19 protein-coding genes are annotated in these 20,732 nt (G+C 55.2%); 10 read left to right on the forward strand and 9 right to left on the reverse strand.

The window, feature by feature from the left end; genetic code table 11:
* The first annotated feature begins 255 nt into the window (after positions 1–255).
* The 5 genes from AC4ICF_RS13990 to cmoB are packed head-to-tail and all read left to right on the forward strand — an operon-like array spanning position 256 to position 3,836.
* A complete protein-coding gene (locus AC4ICF_RS13990; protein ID WP_316379507.1) occupies positions 256–822 on the forward strand; it encodes a hydrolase in 567 nt (188 codons plus the stop codon).
* Complete coding sequence (locus AC4ICF_RS13995; RefSeq protein ID WP_316379506.1) at positions 819–1,637, forward strand: DUF72 domain-containing protein; 819 nt, start codon at positions 819–821, stop codon at positions 1,635–1,637. The genes AC4ICF_RS13990 and AC4ICF_RS13995 overlap by 4 nt, the downstream gene beginning before the upstream one ends.
* A 51-nt stretch (positions 1,638–1,688) precedes the next feature.
* A complete protein-coding gene (locus AC4ICF_RS14000; RefSeq protein WP_116339083.1) occupies positions 1,689–2,084 on the forward strand; it encodes an MAPEG family protein in 396 nt (131 codons plus the stop codon).
* Positions 2,085–2,124: 40 nt separating this feature from the next.
* Positions 2,125–2,868, forward strand: coding sequence for a carboxy-S-adenosyl-L-methionine synthase CmoA (gene cmoA, locus AC4ICF_RS14005; RefSeq protein WP_163329865.1), 744 nt, complete (start codon positions 2,125–2,127; stop codon positions 2,866–2,868).
* Positions 2,865–3,836 carry a tRNA 5-methoxyuridine(34)/uridine 5-oxyacetic acid(34) synthase CmoB gene (gene cmoB / locus AC4ICF_RS14010; protein WP_116339079.1) on the forward strand — a complete coding sequence of 324 codons (972 nt, stop codon included), beginning with the start codon at positions 2,865–2,867 and terminating at the stop codon, positions 3,834–3,836. Before cmoA ends, cmoB begins: the two co-directional genes overlap by 4 nt.
* A 189-nt stretch (positions 3,837–4,025) precedes the next feature.
* On the opposite strand, the gene cutC is transcribed toward cmoB, so the two are convergent.
* Positions 4,026–4,769, reverse strand: coding sequence for a copper homeostasis protein CutC (cutC, locus tag AC4ICF_RS14015; protein ID WP_233003071.1), 744 nt, complete (start codon positions 4,767–4,769; stop codon positions 4,026–4,028).
* Between the two features lie 77 nt (positions 4,770–4,846).
* Positions 4,847–5,407 (reverse strand): VOC family protein, encoded by a 561-nt coding sequence (locus AC4ICF_RS14020; RefSeq protein ID WP_316379504.1) that lies wholly within the window; start codon positions 5,405–5,407, stop codon positions 4,847–4,849.
* Between the two features lie 239 nt (positions 5,408–5,646).
* Between AC4ICF_RS14020 and argS the strand changes: the two genes are divergently transcribed.
* Positions 5,647–7,380 carry an arginine--tRNA ligase gene (argS, locus tag AC4ICF_RS14025; protein WP_116339071.1) on the forward strand — a complete coding sequence of 578 codons (1,734 nt, stop codon included), beginning with the start codon at positions 5,647–5,649 and terminating at the stop codon, positions 7,378–7,380.
* A gap of 35 nt (positions 7,381–7,415) precedes the next feature.
* Here the strand turns inward: argS and bglB are convergent, their stop codons facing one another.
* The 5 genes from bglB to flhB form a co-directional block, all read right to left on the reverse strand.
* Complete coding sequence (gene bglB, locus AC4ICF_RS14030; RefSeq protein ID WP_316379503.1) at positions 7,416–8,555, reverse strand: beta-galactosidase BglB; 1,140 nt, start codon at positions 8,553–8,555, stop codon at positions 7,416–7,418.
* Between the two features lie 4 nt (positions 8,556–8,559).
* A complete protein-coding gene (locus AC4ICF_RS14035; protein WP_116339067.1) occupies positions 8,560–10,143 on the reverse strand; it encodes an MFS transporter in 1,584 nt (527 codons plus the stop codon).
* Between the two features lie 262 nt (positions 10,144–10,405).
* Complete coding sequence (flhE, locus tag AC4ICF_RS14040; protein WP_316379502.1) at positions 10,406–10,798, reverse strand: flagellar protein FlhE; 393 nt, start codon at positions 10,796–10,798, stop codon at positions 10,406–10,408.
* Positions 10,798–12,876, reverse strand: a complete 2,079-nt coding sequence (gene flhA / locus AC4ICF_RS14045) for a flagellar biosynthesis protein FlhA (RefSeq protein ID WP_316379501.1) — start codon at positions 12,874–12,876, stop codon at positions 10,798–10,800. The genes flhE and flhA overlap by 1 nt, the downstream gene beginning before the upstream one ends.
* On the reverse strand, positions 12,869–14,017 hold the full coding sequence (flhB, locus tag AC4ICF_RS14050; RefSeq protein ID WP_041909432.1) for a flagellar biosynthesis protein FlhB: 1,149 nt from the start codon (positions 14,015–14,017) through the stop codon (positions 12,869–12,871). The genes flhA and flhB overlap by 8 nt, the downstream gene beginning before the upstream one ends.
* A gap of 503 nt (positions 14,018–14,520) precedes the next feature.
* On the opposite strand from flhB, the gene AC4ICF_RS14055 reads away from it, so the two are divergent.
* The 4 genes from AC4ICF_RS14055 to AC4ICF_RS14070 all read left to right on the forward strand — a co-directional run bounded on the left by AC4ICF_RS14055 (position 14,521) and on the right by AC4ICF_RS14070 (position 19,634).
* Positions 14,521–15,096 (forward strand): fimbrial protein, encoded by a 576-nt coding sequence (locus AC4ICF_RS14055; RefSeq protein ID WP_233003076.1) that lies wholly within the window; start codon positions 14,521–14,523, stop codon positions 15,094–15,096.
* Between the two features lie 127 nt (positions 15,097–15,223).
* Complete coding sequence (locus AC4ICF_RS14060; RefSeq protein WP_233003077.1) at positions 15,224–15,916, forward strand: fimbrial biogenesis chaperone; 693 nt, start codon at positions 15,224–15,226, stop codon at positions 15,914–15,916.
* A 9-nt stretch (positions 15,917–15,925) separates the two neighbouring features.
* Positions 15,926–18,481: a fimbria/pilus outer membrane usher protein gene (locus AC4ICF_RS14065; RefSeq protein WP_316379498.1), complete on the forward strand. Its 2,556-nt coding sequence runs from the start codon at positions 15,926–15,928 to the stop codon at positions 18,479–18,481.
* Positions 18,471–19,634, forward strand: a complete 1,164-nt coding sequence (locus AC4ICF_RS14070) for a fimbrial protein (protein ID WP_316379496.1) — start codon at positions 18,471–18,473, stop codon at positions 19,632–19,634. Before AC4ICF_RS14065 ends, AC4ICF_RS14070 begins: the two co-directional genes overlap by 11 nt.
* 46 nt (positions 19,635–19,680) lie before the next feature.
* Here AC4ICF_RS14070 and cheZ read toward each other — a convergent pair whose 3' ends face one another.
* Entirely contained in the window at positions 19,681–20,325 is a 645-nt protein-coding gene (cheZ, locus tag AC4ICF_RS14075; RefSeq protein WP_047345948.1) for a protein phosphatase CheZ, read from the reverse strand.
* Between the two features lie 10 nt (positions 20,326–20,335).
* On the reverse strand, positions 20,336–20,725 hold the full coding sequence (gene cheY / locus AC4ICF_RS14080) for a chemotaxis response regulator CheY (protein WP_008500431.1): 390 nt from the start codon (positions 20,723–20,725) through the stop codon (positions 20,336–20,338).
* Positions 20,726–20,732 lie beyond the last annotated feature (7 nt).

Here is a 20,732-nt window from a genome sequence, read left to right on the forward strand (position 1 = left end):
CTTAATTAGCCGCAGGCTAAATGTCGCCTGGTATGCAGGCTACTATGTCGCAGCTTTCTGTATGTCACAACTGGATGAAAAAAGGCGGCTATTATACTGGAAATTCCGCCGGACGATAAGAGCGAACCACCGCCAGACGGTCGTTTGCTGCACTCTTATTGCGCATTCTCACAAAAATTAACAAAATTATCCGACCGATAACAGGTCATCACGTCGTAAGGTGTTACGGAAGTGATTAATTTACCTGGAGTGACGATGTTAACACTTGATGCCCGCAAAACCGCGCTTGTGGTGATTGATTTACAGGAAGGGATCCTCCCCTTTGCCGGTGGCCCGCACGCTGCGGATGATGTGGTCAACCGCGCCGCTCGCCTGGCCGAGAAATGCCGCGCCAGCGGTGCCCCTGTAGTCATGGTGCGCGTCGGCTGGTCCGCTGATTTCGCCGAGGCGTTAAAACAGCCCGTTGATGCCCAGGCGCCCGCGCATGCCCTGCCGGATAACTGGTGGACGTACCCGGTGTCGCTGGGCAAACGCGACAGCGATATCGAAGTGACCAAACGTCAGTGGGGCGCCTTCTACGGGACCGATCTGGAGCTGCAGCTCCGCCGTCGCGGTATCAACACCATTATTCTGTGTGGCATTTCCACCAACATCGGCGTGGAATCGACCGCCCGTAACGCCTGGGAGCTGGGCTTTAACCTGGTGATTGCCGAAGATGCCTGCAGCGCGGCCTCCGCAGAACAGCATCGGGGCAGCATGACCCACATCTTCCCGCGCATCGGACGCGTGCGCAGTACGGATGAGATTTTAAGCGCGCTATGATGTACGTGGGCCTTCCCCAGTGGTCGCACCCGAAATGGGTGCGCCTGGGCATCACCAGCCTTGAAGAGTATGCCCGACACTTCAACTGCGTCGAGGGTAATACCACCCTGTATGCGCTCCCCAAAGCCGAGATTGTCGAACGCTGGCGAGAGCAAACGACCGACGATTTCCGTTTCTGTTTTAAGTTTCCGGCGACCATTTCCCACCAGGCCGCGCTGCGAAACTGCGGGGACTTAACGGAAGAGTTTTTCACGCGCATGTCGCCGCTGACGAACCGCATTGGGCAATACTGGCTCCAGCTTCCCGCCACATTTGCCCCGCGCGACCTGCCTGCGCTCTGGCAGTTCCTGGATGCCCTGCCCGGTGAATTCACCTACGGCGTGGAAGTCCGACACCAGGACTTCTTTGCGAAGGGCGAAGCAGAAAGAGCGCTCAACCGCGGCCTGCTTGAACGTTCCGTAAACCGGGTGATCCTCGATAGCCGCCCGGTGCACAGCGCGGTACCGCATAACGAGGCGATCGTTGAAGCTCAGCGTAAAAAACCGAAAGTACCGGTCCACGCCATCGTGACCGCGCAGAATCCGATGGTTCGGTTCATCGGCAGCGATAACATGGAGCAAAATCAGGCGATGTTCGCCGTCTGGCTGCAAAAACTCGCAAACTGGGAACACACCACCACGCCGTACCTCTTTTTACACACGCCGGATATCGCTCAGGCACCCGAACTGGTCGATGCTCTGTGGCAGGCCTTGCAGGCTGCGGTGCCGTCCGTGGGCAGCGCGCCGTCCATCCCACAACAATCTTCTCTTTTCTGATATCACCCCCTATCATAGTGAAGTGCCATCTGCCAAAAACAGGGAGTTAGTATGGTCAGCGCGCTGTATGCGGTGTTAGGTGCATTACTGCTGATTAAATTTTCATTTGATGTTGTGCGCCTGAGAATGCAGTACCGCGTCTCTTATGGCGACGGCGGTTTCTCCGAACTGCAAAGCGCTATCCGCATTCACGGTAATGCGGTTGAATATATTCCCGTGGCCCTCATCCTGCTGCTGTTTATGGAGATGAATGGCGCGGAAACCTGGATGGTGCATATTTGCGGTCTGCTGCTGATAGCTGGCCGGCTAATGCACTATTATGGCTTCCACCACCGCTTATTCCGCTGGCGTCGTTCCGGCATGAGCGCGACATGGTGTTCGCTTTTGCTGATGGTGCTGGCTAACCTGTGGTATATGCCGTGGGAGTTGGTTTTCTCCCTCCGTTAGCGCACAATACGCCACTTTATTTTTCCCGGATTTTTACGTTATGTCAGATCGCGACACGCTTTTTTCCGCGCCTATCGCCAGCCTGGGCGACTGGACCTTCGATGAACGGGTAGCCGAAGTCTTCCCGGATATGATCCAGCGCTCTGTTCCCGGTTATTCCAATATTATCTCTATGATCGGCATGCTGGCTGAGCGCTTCGTTCAACCCGGCACGCAGGTCTACGACCTGGGCTGCTCGCTCGGCGCGGCAACGCTGTCGGTACGTCGTAACGTTCATCACGAAGGCTGCCGCATCATTGCCGTGGATAACTCCCCGGCCATGGTGGAGCGCTGCCGTCGCCATATAGACGCGTATAAAGCCCCCGTACCGGTGGACGTGGTGGAAGGCGATATCCGTGAGATCGAGATTAACAACGCCTCGATGGTGGTACTGAATTTTACCCTGCAGTTCCTGGTGCCTGAAGACCGTCAGCTGCTGCTGGACAAAATTTATCAGGGGCTGAATCCCGGCGGCGCGCTGGTGCTTTCTGAGAAATTCAGCTTTGAGGATGCCAAAGTAGGCGAGCTGCTGTTCAACATGCACCACGATTTCAAACGGGCGAACGGCTACAGCGAGCTGGAGATCAGCCAGAAGCGCAGCATGCTGGAAAACGTGATGCTGACGGACTCCGTGGAAACCCACAAAGCGCGCCTGCAGAAAGCCGGGTTTGAGCACAGCGAACTGTGGTTCCAGTGCTTTAACTTTGGTTCGCTGGTGGCGCTGAAAGCGGGAGATGCGGCATGATTGAATTCAGCAACTTCTATCAACTGATTGCTAAAAACCATCTTTCCCACTGGCTGGAGACCCTGCCGGCGCAGATTGCCGCCTGGCAGCGCGATCAACAGCACGGCCTGTTAAAACAGTGGTCAAATGCCGTGGAGTATCTGCCGGAACTGACGCCGCATCGTCTGGATCTTCTGCACAGCGTAACCGCCGAGAGCGAAGAGCCGCTCCCGGCCGGGCAGATCAACCGCATCGAAACACTGATGCGTAATTTAATGCCGTGGCGCAAAGGGCCGTTTTCGCTCTACGGCGTGAACATCAATACCGAGTGGCGCTCAGACTGGAAGTGGGATCGCGTACTGCCGCACCTTTCCGACCTGACCGGGCGCACCATTCTGGACGTAGGCTGCGGCAGCGGTTACCACATGTGGCGCATGATTGGCGCGGGAGCCCATCTGGCGGTCGGCATCGACCCGATGCAACTCTTCCTGTGCCAGTTTGAGGCGGTGCGAAAACTGCTCGGCAACGACCAGCGCGCGCATCTGCTGCCGCTGGGCATAGAGCAACTCCCGGCCCTGAAAGCCTTTGATACCGTTTTTTCCATGGGCGTGCTGTATCACCGTCGTTCCCCGCTTGAACACCTGTGGCAGCTCAAAGATCAGCTGGTCAGCGGCGGCGAGCTGGTGCTGGAAACACTGGTGATCGAAGGTGATGAACATGCCGTTCTGGTGCCGGGCGATCGCTACGCGCAGATGCGCAACGTTTACTTCATCCCGTCCGCGCTGGCGCTGAAAAACTGGCTGGAGAAGTGCGGATTTGTGGATGTGCGCATTGCCGATGTCTGCGTTACCTCAATTGAAGAGCAGCGCCGCACCGACTGGATGATCACCGAATCGCTGGAGCAGTTCCTTGACCCGACCGATCACAGCAAAACCATCGAAGGCTATCCGGCCCCGATGCGTGCGGTGTTGATTGCGACCAAGCCGTAGTTTTCCCCTCACCCCGGCCCTCTCCCCATAGGGGCGAGGGAGAAAAACCGCACCGAGCCGTCCCCTCTCCCCTATGGGGAGAGGGTTAGTGTGAGGGGATAAAAAAAGGCCCCTGTGTAATTGGCAGGGGCCTGGTACAAGCAAGCATCATATTGGGCGACATGATGCGCGGTAAAAATCGGTACGTTGCTACACGTGATGACGCTCAATCAGCGACTTCATTTCCGCAACCGACTCTCCCTCTACGCCATAGCGTGAATACTCATCCGCTTCAGCATCCGTCGACATTGACAGCCCTGTATTGCGATAACGCATGGGTGAAGGTATCCATTTCCCCGCAGAGCTGTGAAGCTCTTCCACCCCGGCGTTTAAAAACCGTTCCAGATTGCTGGCACGGACTCCCGCACCCGCCATTATTATTGGAACACCGGAATGTGCTTTTAGTTCCGTAATTAATTGCAGTCCTTTTTCAGCCGAAGACTGCTGTCCCGATGTCAGAACGCGCGCCACGCCAAGTTCTCCAAGCGTTTCAAAGGCCTGAAGCGGATCTTTACACATATCAAACGCGCGATGAAAAGTGACGGCCATCCCTTTAGCGGCATCCATCACCTGGCGCATCCGCGGCAGATCGACGTGACCGTCTTCATCAAGCAGGCCGGTCACCAGACCGGGGAACCCCAGGTCACGAACAAGGGCGATATCTTCAAGCATGGCACTGAACTCGCCCGGCGTGTAACAAAAATCGCCGCCGCGAGGACGAATAATCGGGTGGACCGGAATGGTGACGGCCTGGCGGGCAGACTTCAACACGCCGTATGAAGGCGTTAACCCCCCTTCTTTCGGGGCCGCGCACAGTTCGATACGGTCAGCTCCCATCTGTTGCGCCGTAAGGGCACACTCCACGCTGTAACAACAAATCTCCAGCAGCGCCATCTACTCCTCCTTAAATCAGCTTAACACGCCATCATGGCACGCCTCTCGTTTCGGGTCTCAGCGGCGAATCACAACTCTCAGGCTTCGCTGGCAACGATCTGCTCAATGGTCCATGGATGAAATTTCACGGTCACCTGCCCGTCCGTCACGGCCAGCGTCGGGTTAGGAAGACGCTCGTGCTCGCCTTTCGGTGAGCTCGTCTTCACAAAAATCCCCGGCTTGCTTAACCCGTCGTCTGACAGCAGGGCAAGGGCGCGCGCGTTCAACGTTTCCGGCTCACCCGGCAGGACGATTTCGATATGCTCCCAGCCTTCGTGCGGATAGCGTTTTTCACCCGGCCACGGCAGTTCAACCACGGTGAACTGCCAGTGCGCCACGTTCACCGGTTCATGCAGTTTAAACAGACAAATTGGGCGTCCATTGATGATGTTCTCAGAGAGCAACTCGCCGCACTGTTCAAACCCGCGGCGCCAGCGTTCAGCCGTCGCATTCTGGTGACAGCGCAAAGAGATGTGATCTGCCTCAAGCGGCGCGATATCCAGACCAAGACGGGTGGCAAGTTCTGTGAACGCCTTTGTGAAGCGCGGTAAATCTGCGGAAATATCATGCAGTTCGTCAATGGATTGCCAGTTTGCCATAAGTCAGTCTCTTTTCATGTCGCAAAGCCGCTAATTTACTCTGTTGCCCTGTTTTGACCAACCGCAGAATCCGGCTTTTTGCGACTGCATGATTATGCACACCTTCACCGCCTGGATTCTGAGCAATCTTCAGGCCCCGCAATGCTGACGCCAGAAGGCATTTGCAGTATACTCCCGCCCTAAATTCTTTAACTGGCGCGGGCGGTTGTAAGCCCGCATCAAAAACGTAAGGTATCCAGGTGAATATTCAGGCTCTTCTCTCCGAAAAAGTCAGTCAGGCACTGATTGCCGCAGGCGCGCCTGCGGATTGCGAACCGCAGGTTCGTCAGTCAGCAAAAGTACAGTTTGGCGACTATCAGGCTAATGGCGTGATGGCAGTGGCTAAAAAACTGGGCATGCCGCCGCGACAGCTCGCTGAGCAGGTACTGACGCATCTGGATCTCTCCGGCATTGCCAGCAAAACCGAAATTGCCGGTCCGGGCTTTATCAATATTTTCCTTGAGCCTGCATTCCTGGCGAGCCACGTTGACGCGGCGCTGAAGTCTGACCGTCTGGGCGTTTCCCAGCCGGAAGCGCAGACCGTGGTTGTCGACTATTCTGCCCCGAACGTGGCGAAAGAGATGCACGTAGGTCACCTGCGCTCCACCATCATCGGTGACGCCGCGGTGCGCACGCTCGAATTCCTCGGTCACAAGGTGATCCGCGCGAACCACGTGGGCGACTGGGGCACCCAGTTCGGCATGCTGATTGCTTACCTGGAGAAACAGCAGCAGGAAAACGCGGGTGAAATGGCGCTGGCGGACCTGGAAGGATTCTATCGCGAAGCCAAAAAGCACTACGACGAAGACGAAGCCTTCGCCGAGCGCGCACGCAGCTACGTGGTGAAGCTGCAGGGCGGCGATCGATACTTCCTTGAAATGTGGCGCAAGCTGGTTGACATCACCATGTCCCAGAACCAGCTGACCTACAACCGTCTGAATGTGACGCTGACTCGCGACGACGTGATGGGTGAAAGCCTCTACAACCCGATGCTGCCCGGCATCGTGGCGGATCTGAAAGCCAAAAACCTCGCGGTGGAGAGCGAAGGCGCAACGGTTGTGTTCCTTGATGAGTACAAAAACAAGGAAGGTGAACCGATGGGCGTGATCATCCAGAAAAAGGATGGCGGCTATCTCTACACCACCACCGATATCGCCTGCGCGAAATACCGCTACGAAACCCTTCACGCTGACCGCGTGCTGTACTACATCGACTCCCGCCAGCACCAGCACCTGATGCAGGCGTGGACTATCGTGCGTAAAGCCGGTTACGTACCTGACTGCGTTCCGCTGGAACATCACATGTTCGGCATGATGCTGGGTAAAGACGGCAAGCCGTTCAAAACCCGCGCGGGCGGTACCGTGAAGCTTTCCGATCTGCTGGACGAAGCGCTGGAGCGCGCACGTCGCCTGGTGGCCGAGAAGAACCCGGACATGCCTGCTGATGAACTGGAAAAACTGGCTAACGCCGTGGGTATCGGCGCGGTGAAATACGCGGATCTTTCCAAGAACCGCACCACCGACTATATCTTCGACTGGGACAACATGCTGGCGTTTGAAGGCAACACGGCGCCGTACATGCAGTATGCCTATACCCGCGTGCTCTCCGTGTTCCGAAAGGCGAACATTGATGAAAGCGTGCTGGCGAATACGACAGTAACCATTACGGAAGATCGTGAAGCGCAGCTGGCGGCGCGTCTGCTGCAGTTCGAAGAGACGCTGACGGTTGTCGCGCGTGACGGCACGCCGCACGTAATGTGTGCATACCTGTACGATCTGGCGGGTCTGTTCTCCGGCTTCTACGAGCACTGCCCTATTCTGTCTGCGGAAAATGAATCGGTACGCAACAGCCGCCTGAAGCTGGCGCAGCTGACGGCGAAGACCCTGAAGCTGGGTCTGGATACCCTGGGTATCGAAACCGTAGAACGTATGTAATACAAAAAACCCGGCAGACGCCGGGTTTTTTATTATCAGAAATACTTCCGCAGATACTCCGTCAAACAGAGTATCGCCATCGCCTGTCCGTACGGCATCGACGTCAGCGGGATCTGGCGATAGAACTCAAGATCGCTGCCCATGCCCGTGCCGAACGAGGTTTGCAGCAGCTCGCCTTCCGGCGAAATATTTTTGACGATACCGCCAATCGCTTTTTCTGCCACTTCGGCATACTCCGCGCCAACGTAGCGCTTGCGCACGGCTTTCAGAATGCCGTAGGCAAACCCTGCCGTGGCGGACGCCTCAAGATAAGAATGTGGATCGTCGAGCAGCGTATGCCACAGCCCGCTGTCGTCCTGACATTTCGCCAGCGCGGAAATCTGCGCATTCAATACCTGCACCAGGTAGCGGCGCACGGCGCTGTTTTCCTGCAGATCCACCAGCTCGAGGAAGTCCGGGATCACGATGGTGAGCCAGCTGTTGCCGCGCGCCCAGCGGGCACGGGCAAAGTTATGATTACCGTCGTAGCTCCAGCCGTGAAACCACAGCCCGGTCTCCCGGTCCATCAGGTTCTGCACGTGCAGCAGGAACTGATACACCGCCTCTTCAACGTACTCCGGTTTGTTGAGCAGCTTGCCGATTTTTGCCAGCGGCAGCACCGTCATCATCAGCGTGTCATCCCACATCTGCTGGTGGTTCTCTTCTGCCAGGGTGATGTGCTGCATTCCACCGTAATCGGTGCGCGGCATCTCGGCTATCGCCCACTCCGCCCAGCTTTCCAGCCACGGCAGCCAGGCCGGGTTTTTGGTCTCTTCGTAGCGATAGGCCAGCGTCAGGAATGGCGACATGGTATTGACGTTTTTGGTGGTGGCGCCTTCCGCAAAGCGGTCTGTAAACCAGCTGTCGATAATGTTGCGCATCTCTTCGTCGCCGGTCTGGCAGTAGTACTGCCAGATGCCATACAAACCGACGCCGTGCGTCCACTCCCATCCGGCCCAGCCTTTGGTGTCGATTACGCGTCCGTCGTCCAGCCGCAGCAAAAACTCACCCGTTTTGTCGTGGATATTGACCAGGTTATACGTCACCTTTTGAATCAGCGATTTCAGCTCGTCCCTGGCTATAAAACGTTCAGGCTGACGCAATAACGGGCTATGTTTGACAGGCCAAACTTTCATTATCTTAACCTCCGTTGTATGTCGAATTGAGTACCGCGCGATCCTTCAGCGAAGGTGCCGCTGGCTTGTTGCGATTCAGATAACCGATGTTGTTATTGCCCCAGAGTGACTCATAAGGCATACCGGCCAGCATCTCGACAGTAGCGCGGGCGTGGGGCGTCGCTGACTCCGGCATCGCATGACCACACTCGCGCATTTTCGCGGTCTCCTCGCGCAGCGTGCTGTGGGTCTGCAAGTTGAGCTTGAAGCGCAGGGAGACAAGAAAACCGCAGAACAGCACCAGGACGGTGCCCACGCTCAGGATCGTCAAAATGGTGTGGCTCACTTCCGCAGGCTGGACTTTCTGACCGCTGACAAAGCCGGACATCTGCATCACAATGCCTACCAGCATCACCGCACCGGCCTGAGACGCCTTGCGGGTCAGGGTCATGATGCCGGCGAAAATCCCTTCGCGGCGCTGGCCGGTGATTACTTCATCCACGTCCGCAATGTAGGTATAGGTATTCCATGGCACGTAGTTGATACCGCCGCGGCCCAGCCCAGCCACCGCAGAGATCAGCAACAGCAGAGCGTAGACGTCGCTCAGGCCCGCATAATAGAGCATGGCGTAAGAGAGAGACGCCAGGCCAAACAGCACCACGACCATGCGGTAGGACGGAGCAGGTCCGAAGCGAATACACAGCGGGATCATCCCGATCACGGCGAGGAACTGGAAGATAGCCATCGTGCCCAGCAGATTGGACGCCATTGAGGCTTCCTGCATCAGCACAAACACCACGTAGTAAGTGAACACCGCATTAAACACGTCCTGCGCGATATAGCCGCCGAGGTACATGCCCAGATGCTGACGGAAAATCTTGATGCGCAGCGTGGAGCTTAACTCAACGATCAGGCGATTGAGACTCTGCCCCAGCGTCAGCTTCTTCTTCTCTTCTTCAGCACGCAGCGCCGCTTCAGACCACTCCTCACGCGGGCGCTCCCAGGTAAAGAACCAGACAAAGGTCAGCATCAGCGCGCACAGCACGGAGAAGACCAGGCTTGCGTAGAAGAAGGAAACGGCGTTGTCTTTCCCGAATTGCGTGAGCAGGATCCCCGGCAGGAAGGAGGCCAGAATGGCGGACATCTGCGCCATAGAGATACGCGCCCCGGAGAACTTGGTTTTCTGTTTGAAGTCATCGGTCATTTCCGGCACCAGCGTTTCGTAAGGCACCAGAATCATGGTGTAGACAATATCAAACACCAGATAGGTCAGCAGGTAGTACCAGAAATTCATGTCCCCCACCCACATCAACGAGTAGCTGAACACGCATGGAATACCCAGCAGGATAAAGAACTTACGGCGACCAAAGCGCTTCCCAAGCCAGGTCGTACCGAAGTTATCCGTCAAAAAGCCCATTAACGGGCTGACAACAGCATCCAGCACCCTCGCAGCGGCAAAGATGAAGGTTGCCTCAATCGGTGTGAGTCCACAGAAGGTGGTATAAAAATACAAAAGCCAGGCCGCCGTCAGGGCGGTAGTACCTGCCCCAAGAAAATCGCCTGCTCCGTAGGCAAGATAATTTGCGAGTCCAATTTTACGTGTTTTCATTGCCGTCAACCCTAATCAAATTTGGGAGACTCCCTGCAGGTAAGGCTCATCGGGGAGTTTTTACACGGCTACAGTAAATGCAACGACGTCCTGATACCTTTCTGTTTCTGCCATCACGAGCAGGGTGAATGGCAAAAATGCAAAGGGTCGCGTCACGCGTGTCACTAATTTATAAAACAGCGTTTCTATTGCATCAAAAGAGGAGGTCAATTTTGCGAGACAGCCATCAGAATTGACTGATGGCTGGTGAAAAGGCAGGCAGCTAGCGGTAGTTGACGATGACAGAATTACTCTGCACCTTCAGCGCCGGGATCAAACGTCCCCCGCCCGGCACTTCCCAGATAAAACGCAAGGGTTCAATGGCCGGCACGCCGTTGAATGCCTGGGTTGTGCCATTCTCTCCGTCGATCTCCGTACAGCGAGTCTGAGAACAGAGACGCACCCGAAGCCCGGCAGGGGTTGGGCCAATCAGCCGGTAGTTCCAGACCACCATCCCCATCTGACCAGAAACCGTTTCAGAAGGCGACAGCGGGTTAGAGGACATGGCGACCCCCCGGTTGCTGAGGGTCACGCCCATGCTGCTTGCCTGCCAGGAGCCTTCCCCGGCAGCCTGAACCGCCAGCGGGAAGAACAAAACCCATAACCATTTACCCATTATTTTCCTCCAATCGTCGCCGTCATGCGGATATGGCGGTTGTCCGACAGCTCCATATTCGACAGCACAACCAGCTGGTTTAGGCTGCGACGCAGGAAGCGCGACAGTAGCGGGCGCAGCGCGTGGTTGACCAGCAGCACCGGCGGTGCCCCCAGCATCTCCTGACGCGCCAGCGCTTCCTGGGTCTGCTCCAGCAGGCGATCCGCCAGCCCAGGCTCCAGGCCACCTCCGCCCTGCAGGGCCTGCAGCAGAAGGCGCTCAAGCGGCGTATCGAGGCCAATAACCTGGACTTCGCCGGTTCCCGGGAACCACTGTTGGGTGATCGCGCGCCCCAGCGCCACGCGCACCACCGCCGTCAGCTCGTGCGGATCGCTTTGCAGCGGCGCATGCTCAGCAAGGGTTTCCAGAATGGTACGCATATCGCGGATCGGCACTTTTTCCTCAAGCAGGTTCTGCAGCACCTTGTGCAGCGTGGTTAACGTCAGCACGCCCGGCACCAGGTCTTCCGTCAGCTTCGGCATCTCCTGCGTCACGCGGTCGAGAAGCTGCTGCGCTTCCTGACGGCCAAACAGTTCAGCCGAGAATTGGCCAATCAAATGATTAAGGTGGGTTGCCACCACGGTACTGGCTTCGACAACCGTATATCCCTGAATTTGCGCCTGCTCTTTCAGCGCGCTTTCAATCCAGATTGCCGCCAGGCCAAAGGCCGGATCGACGGTTTGCTCGCCCGGGAGCGTGCCTGCTGCGGTGCCGGGGTTAATGGCCAGCCAGCGGCCCGGGTAGGCATCACCGCTGCCAATTTCGACCCCTTTCATCAGAATGCGGTAGCGCGCGGGCGGCAGGTCCATGTTGTCCTTGATGTGAACCACCGGCGGCAGAAAGCCCATGTCCTGGGCGAATTTTTTACGGATACTCCGGATGCGGCCAAGCAGCTCGCCATCCTGCTGGAAATCCACCATCGGGATCAGACGATACCCCACTTCCATTCCCAGGGAATCTTCCAGTTGAACGTCGTTCCAGGTCGCCTCTACAGCCTGGGTGTTCTCCGGCATTTTCACCGGTACCGGTTCCGCAGCCGGCCTGGCCTCGCGGCCACGCATCCACCAGGCCAGGCCCAGCAGCCCCGCCGTAAACAGCAGGAATACGAGGTTTGGCATCCCCGGCACCAGGCCGAGCAGTCCCAGCACCGCAGCCGCCAGCAGCATCACGCGCGGGTTACTGAAGAGCTGGCCAACCATCTGCTCGCCAACGTCCTGGTCGGTACTGACGCGCGTCACGATAACACCCGCCGCAGTGGAGATGACCAGCGCCGGGATCTGTGCAACAAGACCGTCACCAATGGTCAGCAGCGTATAGCTTTCCGCCGCGTGGCCCATGTCCATCCCGTGCTGCAATACCCCCACCAGCAGGCCGCCGACCACGTTAATCACCATGATCAGGATGCCCGCGATGGCATCACCGCGAACAAACTTACTCGCACCGTCCATGGAGCCGTAGAAGTCCGCTTCTTGCGTCACTTCCGCGCGGCGCTTTTTCGCTTCATCTTCGGCAATAAGCCCGGCGTTCAGGTCGGCGTCGATCGCCATCTGCTTGCCCGGCATCCCGTCCAGCACAAAACGCGCGCCTACTTCCGCGATACGCCCCGCGCCTTTGGTGATAACCATAAAGTTAATGATAACGAGGATAACGAACACCACGATACCGATAGCGAAGTTCCCGCCCACCAGGAAGTGGCCGAAGGCTTCGACCACCTTCCCTGCCGCTGCCGCGCCGGTGTGGCCTTCCATAAGGATGATACGCGTGGAGGCCACGTTCAGCGCTAGCCGCAGCAAGGTGGTAAACAGCAGAATGGTCGGGAACGCGGCGAACTCCAGGGTGCGCTGGGTGAACATCGCCACCAGCAGCACCATAATGGACAGCGCAATATTGAAGGTAAAAAGCAGATCGAGGATGAATGCCGGGAGCGGCAGTACCATCATCGACAGAATCAACAGGATGAGGATCGGCCCGGCAAGGATCTGCCATTGAGTCGATTTCAGGTTGCCGGGCAGGCGCAACATTGCCACCAGATTAGCCATCAGTGTCCTTCTCGTTCATAAAATCCAGCGCGGCAGGCACCGGAAGGTTCTCAGGTTTGACAGGCCGTTGACCGCCGGCCAGACGCCAGCGCTTCAACTGCCATACCCAGGCCAACACTTCCGCCACCGCGGCGTAGAGCTGTCCAGGGATCTGTTGTCCGATATCCGCGTGGCGGTAGAGGGCTCGCGCCAGCGGAGGCGCTTCCAGGATCGGCACGCGGTTTTCGGTGCCAATTTCCCGGATGCGCAACGCAATCAGCCCCGCCCCTTTCGCCACCACTTTCGGCGCGCTCATTTTGTTTTCGTCATAGCGCAGCGCCACGGAATAGTGTGTCGGGTTGGTAACGATGACGTCCGCCTTCGGCACATCTTCCATCATGCGGCGACGGGCGGCGGCACGCTGCATCTGGCGGATGCGCCCCTTCACGTGCGGGTCACCTTCCATCTGCTTATATTCGTCGCGGATGTCCTGACGTGACATCCGCAGTTTCTTGAAGTGGGAATAAAGCTGGAAGATCACGTCAAAACCCACCATCGGAATAATGCTGAGCACCACCAGCAGCGCGCAAAGCCCGACCAGATTCAGCGCGTTGCTCATCGCTGTGAGGGGCGACTCGCTGATAAGGCGCATCATTTCGGGCCAGTGGTACCAGAGAAAAAATCCCGCGGAACTGCCCATCAGCACCGATTTGAGAATAGCCTTGAGCAGCTCGGCCCCGGTCTGCGCCGAGAACATTTTCGCAATGCCCGGCAGCGGGTTGAGTTTCGAAAATTTGGGTTGCAGCGATTTTCCGCTAAAGACCAGGCCGCCCAGCATCACCGGCGAGACCAGCGCCACCAGCACTACGCCGGTAATCAGAGGCAGCAGCGCAACCATGGCCCCTTTTATCAGCTGAATAATCTGGCTGAGGATCAGATTCGGGTCGTTGACCATGCTGTGGTCAAAACGTAAGCCGGTGGAGAGCATCCCCGCCAGCTTGCGGGCGAGCGACTCCCCACCCCACCAGATAATGCACACCCCGACGATAAGGATCAGCAGGGAGGTCAATTCTCGGGATCGGGGTATCTGCCCTTCCTCACGCGCCTTTTCTAGTCGGTGGGGTGTGGGAGCTTCCGTTTTGTCGTCGTTCTCTTCTGCCACAGTACATGCTCAGCCCATTACGTCACGGGTATCATGCCACGGTGGCGCATCGTCAATGGGCTGATAAAACCCTATAAGCGGGCCTTTTTACACACTTTAAGAAGAGCCTGTACAGGAGAAGGCTGGAAAAATGGTTTAAATAATGCTCAGGTGGGTTTTGACAGCCAATCATCATCGATGAATAATTATTAAAAATGCATTTAGTAAAATTTAAGTACATACTCACCTGCTGAGCATTTGGTAAATACATCATCAAAATACGCTTATTTTTTTCGCTCACTTGATTTCTTAAATGATAAAAATATGTAAATTAGATAACCGCAGCGTATCAAACATTAAATTCAATCAATTCAAATGTCATTTTTAATAGTTTACAATATACAATATTATTCTTGCCCATCGCTTACCTAATGAAAATTACCCGCTATACTTTTGCTCGGCGTTAATCGAGAAATATATCAAGTTGCATGCCAATTTGTTTTCAACTTCAGGAGTTTTTGTAGATGGATTTCAAAAGAAACATTTTTGCGGGCGTGACGCTTGCTGTCATTTCAATGGGCAGTTTCGCTGCCGAAATGAATGCAGGGACGATCCACTTCACGGGTGAAATTATTGAACCTAGCTGCACGATTCAAGGGGACAGCGGCACAGACAGTACGATTCCACTTGGCACCTATCCGGTCTCACTTTTTACAGAAGTCGGAAAGGAAACCACGCTCACTCCGTTCTCTATTATTTTGGCCAACTGTCCATTAAAAAGCGACGGATTGCCAGCGGTTCAACTGACCTTTAACGGTCCAACAACCTTGACGAAGACGAATACTCTGCTTGATGTAAGCAAAATTACCTCAACAGGTGACACCGCCGCGACAGGTATTGGCGTTGCCGTCAGTCCTGTAGGGAGCGATGCTCAGTTGATCACCATGGATGGTTCTGAAGAACAGGTCTACATTGAACTGCCCACGAAATCTTCTGATACCATCAAGGCAGACTTTAACGCCCGCTATAAATCATTCGCGGCAACGGTAACCGCCGGTCCAGCCGATGCTGATATGACGGTGAATATTTTATATCGCTAATAAACCATCGCCTAATATTCAGCTAATAAATATATTTACGCCATGACATTAAAGGAGTCATGCTCAGATAATAGTCCGCATTCGGACTATTATCGTTCTTTCAACCTGCTTTATTGAGGGGTTTTCCATGCGCACATCAATAAAACTCTTATTATGCATTCCCGTTATTGCAAGCACTTTTTGTCACGCCACGGGGGTACAAATCGGCCGTACTCGCATAATTTACGATGCCGCAAAAAAGGAAGTAGCCCTGCCCTTACTAAATAGTGAAAAAGAACTCCCCTGGTTAATTCAATCCTGGACGGATACTGGGGATGGAAAAACACGGGGCCCCTTTATCGTGACGCCACCTCTCTTTCGTCTCGATCCGCAAAAAGAGCAAAGTCTGCGAATAACCTGGAGCGGTCGCCCGCTGCCTGTCGATAAAGAGACATTGTTCTACCTTAATGTGCGAACCGTACCCGCCACGCCTGGAGATGAAGAGGGTAAGAATGTTCTGCGCCTGATTTATAAAACGCGCCTGAAACTCTTCTGGCGCCCTGTTGGACTTAGCGGCTCGCCATCAGAGTCATGCAAAAACCTGCGCTTCGTTCGCCATGACCAGCAGCTTACCGTCATCAACGATGGGGCATTTTACAGTATTTTTGATTCTCTCTCGCTGGGTGCAAAGAAGATAGAAAAAGCCGATATGGTAGGACCTAAATCCAGCGTCGCCATCCCGATACCTGCCAATATACAAGGAGCGAATGTCAGTTGGCGCTGCATCACCGATTACGGCAATGCTTCCGAAAAATACACCTCCAACCTGGCGCAGGATTAAACAAGCACAATGATTACAGGACGTAATTTTTTGTCCGGTCAGCGGATCTTTCAGCTAAACCCACTCCTCCGCTACCTTGGCGGCATTCTGATTATCACGAGCTGCTCAACGGATGCCCGGGAGTATCACTTTTCCGCCTCTTCGCTGGAAGGGGATATGTTGACGCAACAGGATATCGATCTCTCACTCTTTTCGAAATCGAATGCCCAGCTTCCCGGTACCTATCCCTCAAGAGTGATGATGAACGAACGTAGGCTTACCGACGCGGATATCGCTTACGTCAGCTCACCTGAAGGCGCGCTGGTGCCACAGCTGACGCCGAATATGCTCCGCGGTTGGGGGATTAATATCGATCGCTATCCAGAGTTGATTAAGCTCCCGGCCGACGGGACACTGCCAAACTCTTTGGGCAACTATATCCCGCTGGCATCAGCACAACTTGATTTCTCAACAATGACGCTAAAGCTGAGCATTCCGCAGGCGGCGATAAAAGGAAATGGTCGTGATTATGTCGATCCTTCACGTTGGGACGACGGTGTGCCGGTTTTGTTCAGCGATTACTCTTTTTCAGGATCACAAAATAAAGACAGCAGCGATAACAGCAGCACAAACCAGTATCTGAATTTAAGAACCGGGGCGAATCTTGGCGGATGGCGCGTGCGCAACTACTCAACGTGGAGCAAATCAGATGACGATCGCCACTGGGATACCATTAACACGTTCCTTCAGCACGACATTGATATACTAAAAGCGCAATTCACAGCGGGCGAGAGCAGTACCCGCGGTGAAGTGTTCGATAGCCTCCAGTACCGGGGGGTAAACCTGGCCACGGACGAAGAGATGCTCCCCTATAGCCAGCGCGGCTATGCCCCGGTGATTCGCGGTATCGCCAGCTCAAATGCCGAGGTCTCCGTACGTCAGAACGGCTACCTCATTTATCAACAGAACGTTGCACCCGGCGCGTTTGAGATTAACGACCTCTACTCCACCACCAACAGCGGCGATCTGGAGGTTACGATAAAAGAGGCTGATGGAACCGAGCATCACTTTACCCAGCCCTACTCCAGCATCGCAGTCATGCAACGCCCGGAACACCTGAAGTATGAATTTACGGCAGGACGTTACCGTTCAGACAGTGGCACCAATCAAAAGGAACCCGACTTTCTTCAGGGAAGTATGGTATACGGCTTAAACAATCTGCTTACCTGGTTCGGCGGGCTGACGCTTTCGAAAGACTATAACGCTGCCAACACGGGTGTAGGCGTGGCGCTCGGGCCCTTGGGTGCGCTGTCTGCAGATGTCACCGTGGCGGATGCGCAACTTGACGACGGTAGCGAGCATACCGGTCAGTCATGGCGTGTGCTCTATTCCGGTAAAATTGACTCTACCGATACCAACTTCACCCTCGGCAGCTATCGCTACTCCAGCCGTGGATATTACAGTTTTGCCGATGCTAATCAGAAGCTTGACGGTCACGAAGACGACTTGATGTTTAACTACAACAAGCGCAACCGTATTCAGGCCAGCATCAGCCAGAACATTTCCGCCTTAAGCGTGTACCTGAACGGTTATCAACAGGATTATTGGGGAACCTCCAAAAAAGAACGCAGCGTATCGCTAGGCGTCAACACCGTTCTCTCTGGAGTGAGCTATCACATGGCTTACACCTACAGTAAAACGAACGGCGAGGACTCCGACCGTATGGTCTCCTTCGGCTTTAGCATACCGCTCTCTCGGTGGCTGCCCCGCGCCTGGAGCAGCTATAACATCAGCAATACTAAAAACGGCTATACACGGCAAAATATTGGCGTCAACGGGACGTTGCTGGATGACGAGAGGCTGAACTATTCACTGCAGCAAAGCCATTCAAATCACGATGGAGAAGACACAAGCAGTGTATATGGCACCTACCGTTCACGATACGCCAACCTGAACGCTGGATATTACGCCTCCTCCGACAGTTCTGAGCAGCTCAACTACGGCATCAGCGGGGGTATTGTTGCGCACCCGAACGGCGTGACGCTGGCGCAACCACTGGGTAGCCAGTTTGCCATTGTTAATGCCAACGACGCCGCCGGTGTTCGTTTCCAGAACCAGCGAGGTATCCAGACAGACTGGCTGGGGAATGCCGTTATTCCGTCCTTGACTCCCTATCAGGAAAACTACATTCGTATCGACACAGCCAGCCTGCCTGAAAACGTGGACAGTAGCGACACGGCTGCCACCGTGATCCCTTCACGTAACGCGGCTGTCGCAGCAAACTTCGATGCGCACGTAGGCTACAGGATGCTGGTAACACTGACGCGTCCAAATGGCCAGCGCGTACCTTTTGGTGCCATTGTCACCAGCACGCTCCCCCCAATGAGCGGCATCGCTGACGATACCGGTACCGTATACCTTACTGGTATCGGCGAGACAACGCAGCTTACGGTGAAATGGGGCAACGGTCAGGAGCAACAGTGCGTCTCCAGCATTTCGCCACAGACCGATCGACGCACTGAAACGCCTAACGGAATTCGCTCGCTTAGCGTGCTATGTCAGCAGGAATCATCACATGCTAAATAATATAAAGAAACTAGCCACTACGGCTTCACTGGCAACTGCAATGAGCCTGACATTTACGGATTCATGTCTGGCCGTTACGGTACTCAAAAATTGTTTCGGCGCACCACAAACCTACACGATCTCATACGATCATGAATTCACATCGACAGAGAACGTTGCAAATCATGATTACGATGTCCCCGGCCATCTGGTTGGGGCGGGTTCCGAGATGGATGCAAACTGTACGTGTCCAGGTAATGTGTTTTCGTCGAGTGTCATCTACGAAAAAAGCTACGCTGGCAGCCCACTCAGTCCGGGTACGAATGGATATGGCCATCTGACCGATAAAATTGATGCGGATATCACCGGCTATGCTGACGCGATCAATTCCCCGGACGGTAACTCTTTAACTGCAATCCCCATCAATGAGTACCCTACCTCGAGGGGGAATATGTTCTACGTTCTGGAATCGAGTCTATCGAAAACAGAAGGCGAGAGCACAGTCTGCAGCAGTGAGACTCAACCTTCAGGCGCTGCAACAGTAAAGCGTAAATTCCGTTGGAATGTTGTTGCAGTCATGCTGCGCGTCAAAAAGCCGATTCTTGGCGAGGAAATTATCCCGCAGACGCTTATCGCGCAGAACTACGCCTGCCTCTATATTGGCACCGGCGGAAGCTGCGACGCGGCTGAGGCAGAGCAGGTGTCAGATATCTGGTTCGGCGGCACCCTCTCCGCACCGTTAAGCTGTACAATCAACGCGGGCAGCACAATTGAGGTAGAGTTTGGCAGCATTGTCAGCAAGCAATTCACCAGCAAAGGGCAACCCCCGCAGGGATATACCCTTAAAGATGTAGATATTTCCTATCACTGCGACGATAACGCGGTTGGCAACAACGATCGGATAAAGCTCACGCTGTCTGCCGATCAGGGTGTGGCGGATAGCAGCACGCCATACATTGCTAAGTTACTGGAAAGAAACGATCTGGGTATTCGAGTGTATGATGAAAATAGCCAGAATGTCGCGCTGGATGGAACCTACGAATTTCCTGTCACCATGGACGAGCAGGGAAATGGGGTTGTCAAAATTAAGGCAGTGCCGGTAAGCACAACAGACACCACCCCCTCACCGGGTAGCTTTGAAGGTAACGTGACGGTGAAAATGGATCTGCGTTAAAAATATCCCTCAGATTGAGCAAACAACCTGAGGGTAAAGGCCGCAATCAGAAGCCGAGGCTGTCCAGCAGGTCGTCCACCTGGTCCTGGCTTGCCACCACGCCCGCCTTGCTGGCGTCGAGCTGTGGACCATTGAGCAGGCTTTCGTTCTCGCGTTTTGGACGGGCTGCCGGTTCCGGGATGTTCTCCAGCAGAACCATCAGCAGCTGACGCTCAATCTCCTGGATCACATCCATCATGCGCTTGATCACCTGACCGGTCAGGTCCTGGAAATCCTGCGCCATCATGATGTCCAGCAGCTGAGCGTTGGTAAAGCTGGTGTGGCCCGGCACATCACCCAGGTACTGACGGGTATCCGTCACCAGCTCGCGGGCATCCGCCAGCTCGATAGGGTTCTCAAACCACTCGTCCCAGCGTTTGCTCAGCGCTTTTGCGCCCTTTTCCATCGCATCCTGATGCGGCTGCGACGCTTCAACGCTGTTCAGCGCACGCTCAGCCGCCTGAGCGGTCATCTGCACAACGTAGTCCAGACGATCGCGGGCGTCCGGAATCGCTTCCGCCGCTTCGGCAATGGCCTGATCCAGCCCCAGTTCACGCAGGCTGTCACGCAGCATGCGCGTCAGGCTGCCGATGCGCACGATGATGTCGCTCGGCGAGTGTTCTTCAACGGGTTTCATTGCAGGTTGCATCATCACCAACACCTCACATGCCGAGTTTCTCGAAGATCTTACCGAGCTTCTCTTCCAGGGTCGCCGCGGTGAATGGCTTCACCACGTAGCCGCTTGCGCCCGCCTGTGCTGCAGCAATGATGTTCTCTTTTTTCGCTTCTGCAGTGACCATCAGCACCGGCATAGACGCCATTCCCGCGTCTGCACGAATCGTTTTCAGCAACTCCAGACCGTCCATGTTTGGCATGTTCCAGTCGGAGATGACAAAACCAAACCCGCCGGCCTGCAGTTTGTTCAGCGCATCAACGCCGTCTTCCGCCTCTTCAACGTTGTTGAAGCCCAGCTCTTTCAGCAGGTTGCGCACGATGCGACGCATGGTGGAAAAGTCATCCACAACCAAAAACTTAAGCTCTTTATCCGCCATAAAATAA

The organism is Enterobacter sp. ECC_219_Taxon_10, from assembly GCF_058354905.1.

What these genes read in the sequence shown, in the direction of transcription:
- cmoA (WP_163329865.1), top strand. Translation starts at nt 2,125, where the DNA reads ATGTCAGATCGCGACACGCTTTTTTCCGCGCCTATCGCCAGCCTGGGC.
- AC4ICF_RS14000 (WP_116339083.1), top strand. Translation starts at nt 1,689, where the DNA reads ATGGTCAGCGCGCTGTATGCGGTGTTAGGTGCATTACTGCTGATTAAA.
- flhA (WP_316379501.1), bottom strand. Translation starts at nt 12,876, where the DNA reads ATGGCTAATCTGGTGGCAATGTTGCGCCTGCCCGGCAACCTGAAATCG.
- AC4ICF_RS13995 (WP_316379506.1), top strand. Translation starts at nt 819, where the DNA reads ATGATGTACGTGGGCCTTCCCCAGTGGTCGCACCCGAAATGGGTGCGC.
- AC4ICF_RS14065 (WP_316379498.1), top strand. Translation starts at nt 15,926, where the DNA reads ATGATTACAGGACGTAATTTTTTGTCCGGTCAGCGGATCTTTCAGCTA.
- AC4ICF_RS14020 (WP_316379504.1), bottom strand. Translation starts at nt 5,407, where the DNA reads ATGGCAAACTGGCAATCCATTGACGAACTGCATGATATTTCCGCAGAT.
- cmoB (WP_116339079.1), top strand. Translation starts at nt 2,865, where the DNA reads ATGATTGAATTCAGCAACTTCTATCAACTGATTGCTAAAAACCATCTT.
- cheZ (WP_047345948.1), bottom strand. Translation starts at nt 20,325, where the DNA reads ATGATGCAACCTGCAATGAAACCCGTTGAAGAACACTCGCCGAGCGAC.
- AC4ICF_RS14060 (WP_233003077.1), top strand. Translation starts at nt 15,224, where the DNA reads ATGCGCACATCAATAAAACTCTTATTATGCATTCCCGTTATTGCAAGC.
- cutC (WP_233003071.1), bottom strand. Translation starts at nt 4,769, where the DNA reads ATGGCGCTGCTGGAGATTTGTTGTTACAGCGTGGAGTGTGCCCTTACG.
- AC4ICF_RS14055 (WP_233003076.1), top strand. Translation starts at nt 14,521, where the DNA reads ATGGATTTCAAAAGAAACATTTTTGCGGGCGTGACGCTTGCTGTCATT.
- AC4ICF_RS14070 (WP_316379496.1), top strand. Translation starts at nt 18,471, where the DNA reads ATGCTAAATAATATAAAGAAACTAGCCACTACGGCTTCACTGGCAACT.
- flhE (WP_316379502.1), bottom strand. Translation starts at nt 10,798, where the DNA reads ATGGGTAAATGGTTATGGGTTTTGTTCTTCCCGCTGGCGGTTCAGGCT.
- cheY (WP_008500431.1), bottom strand. Translation starts at nt 20,725, where the DNA reads ATGGCGGATAAAGAGCTTAAGTTTTTGGTTGTGGATGACTTTTCCACC.
- AC4ICF_RS13990 (WP_316379507.1), top strand. Translation starts at nt 256, where the DNA reads ATGTTAACACTTGATGCCCGCAAAACCGCGCTTGTGGTGATTGATTTA.
- bglB (WP_316379503.1), bottom strand. Translation starts at nt 8,555, where the DNA reads ATGAAAGTTTGGCCTGTCAAACATAGCCCGTTATTGCGTCAGCCTGAA.
- AC4ICF_RS14035 (WP_116339067.1), bottom strand. Translation starts at nt 10,143, where the DNA reads ATGAAAACACGTAAAATTGGACTCGCAAATTATCTTGCCTACGGAGCA.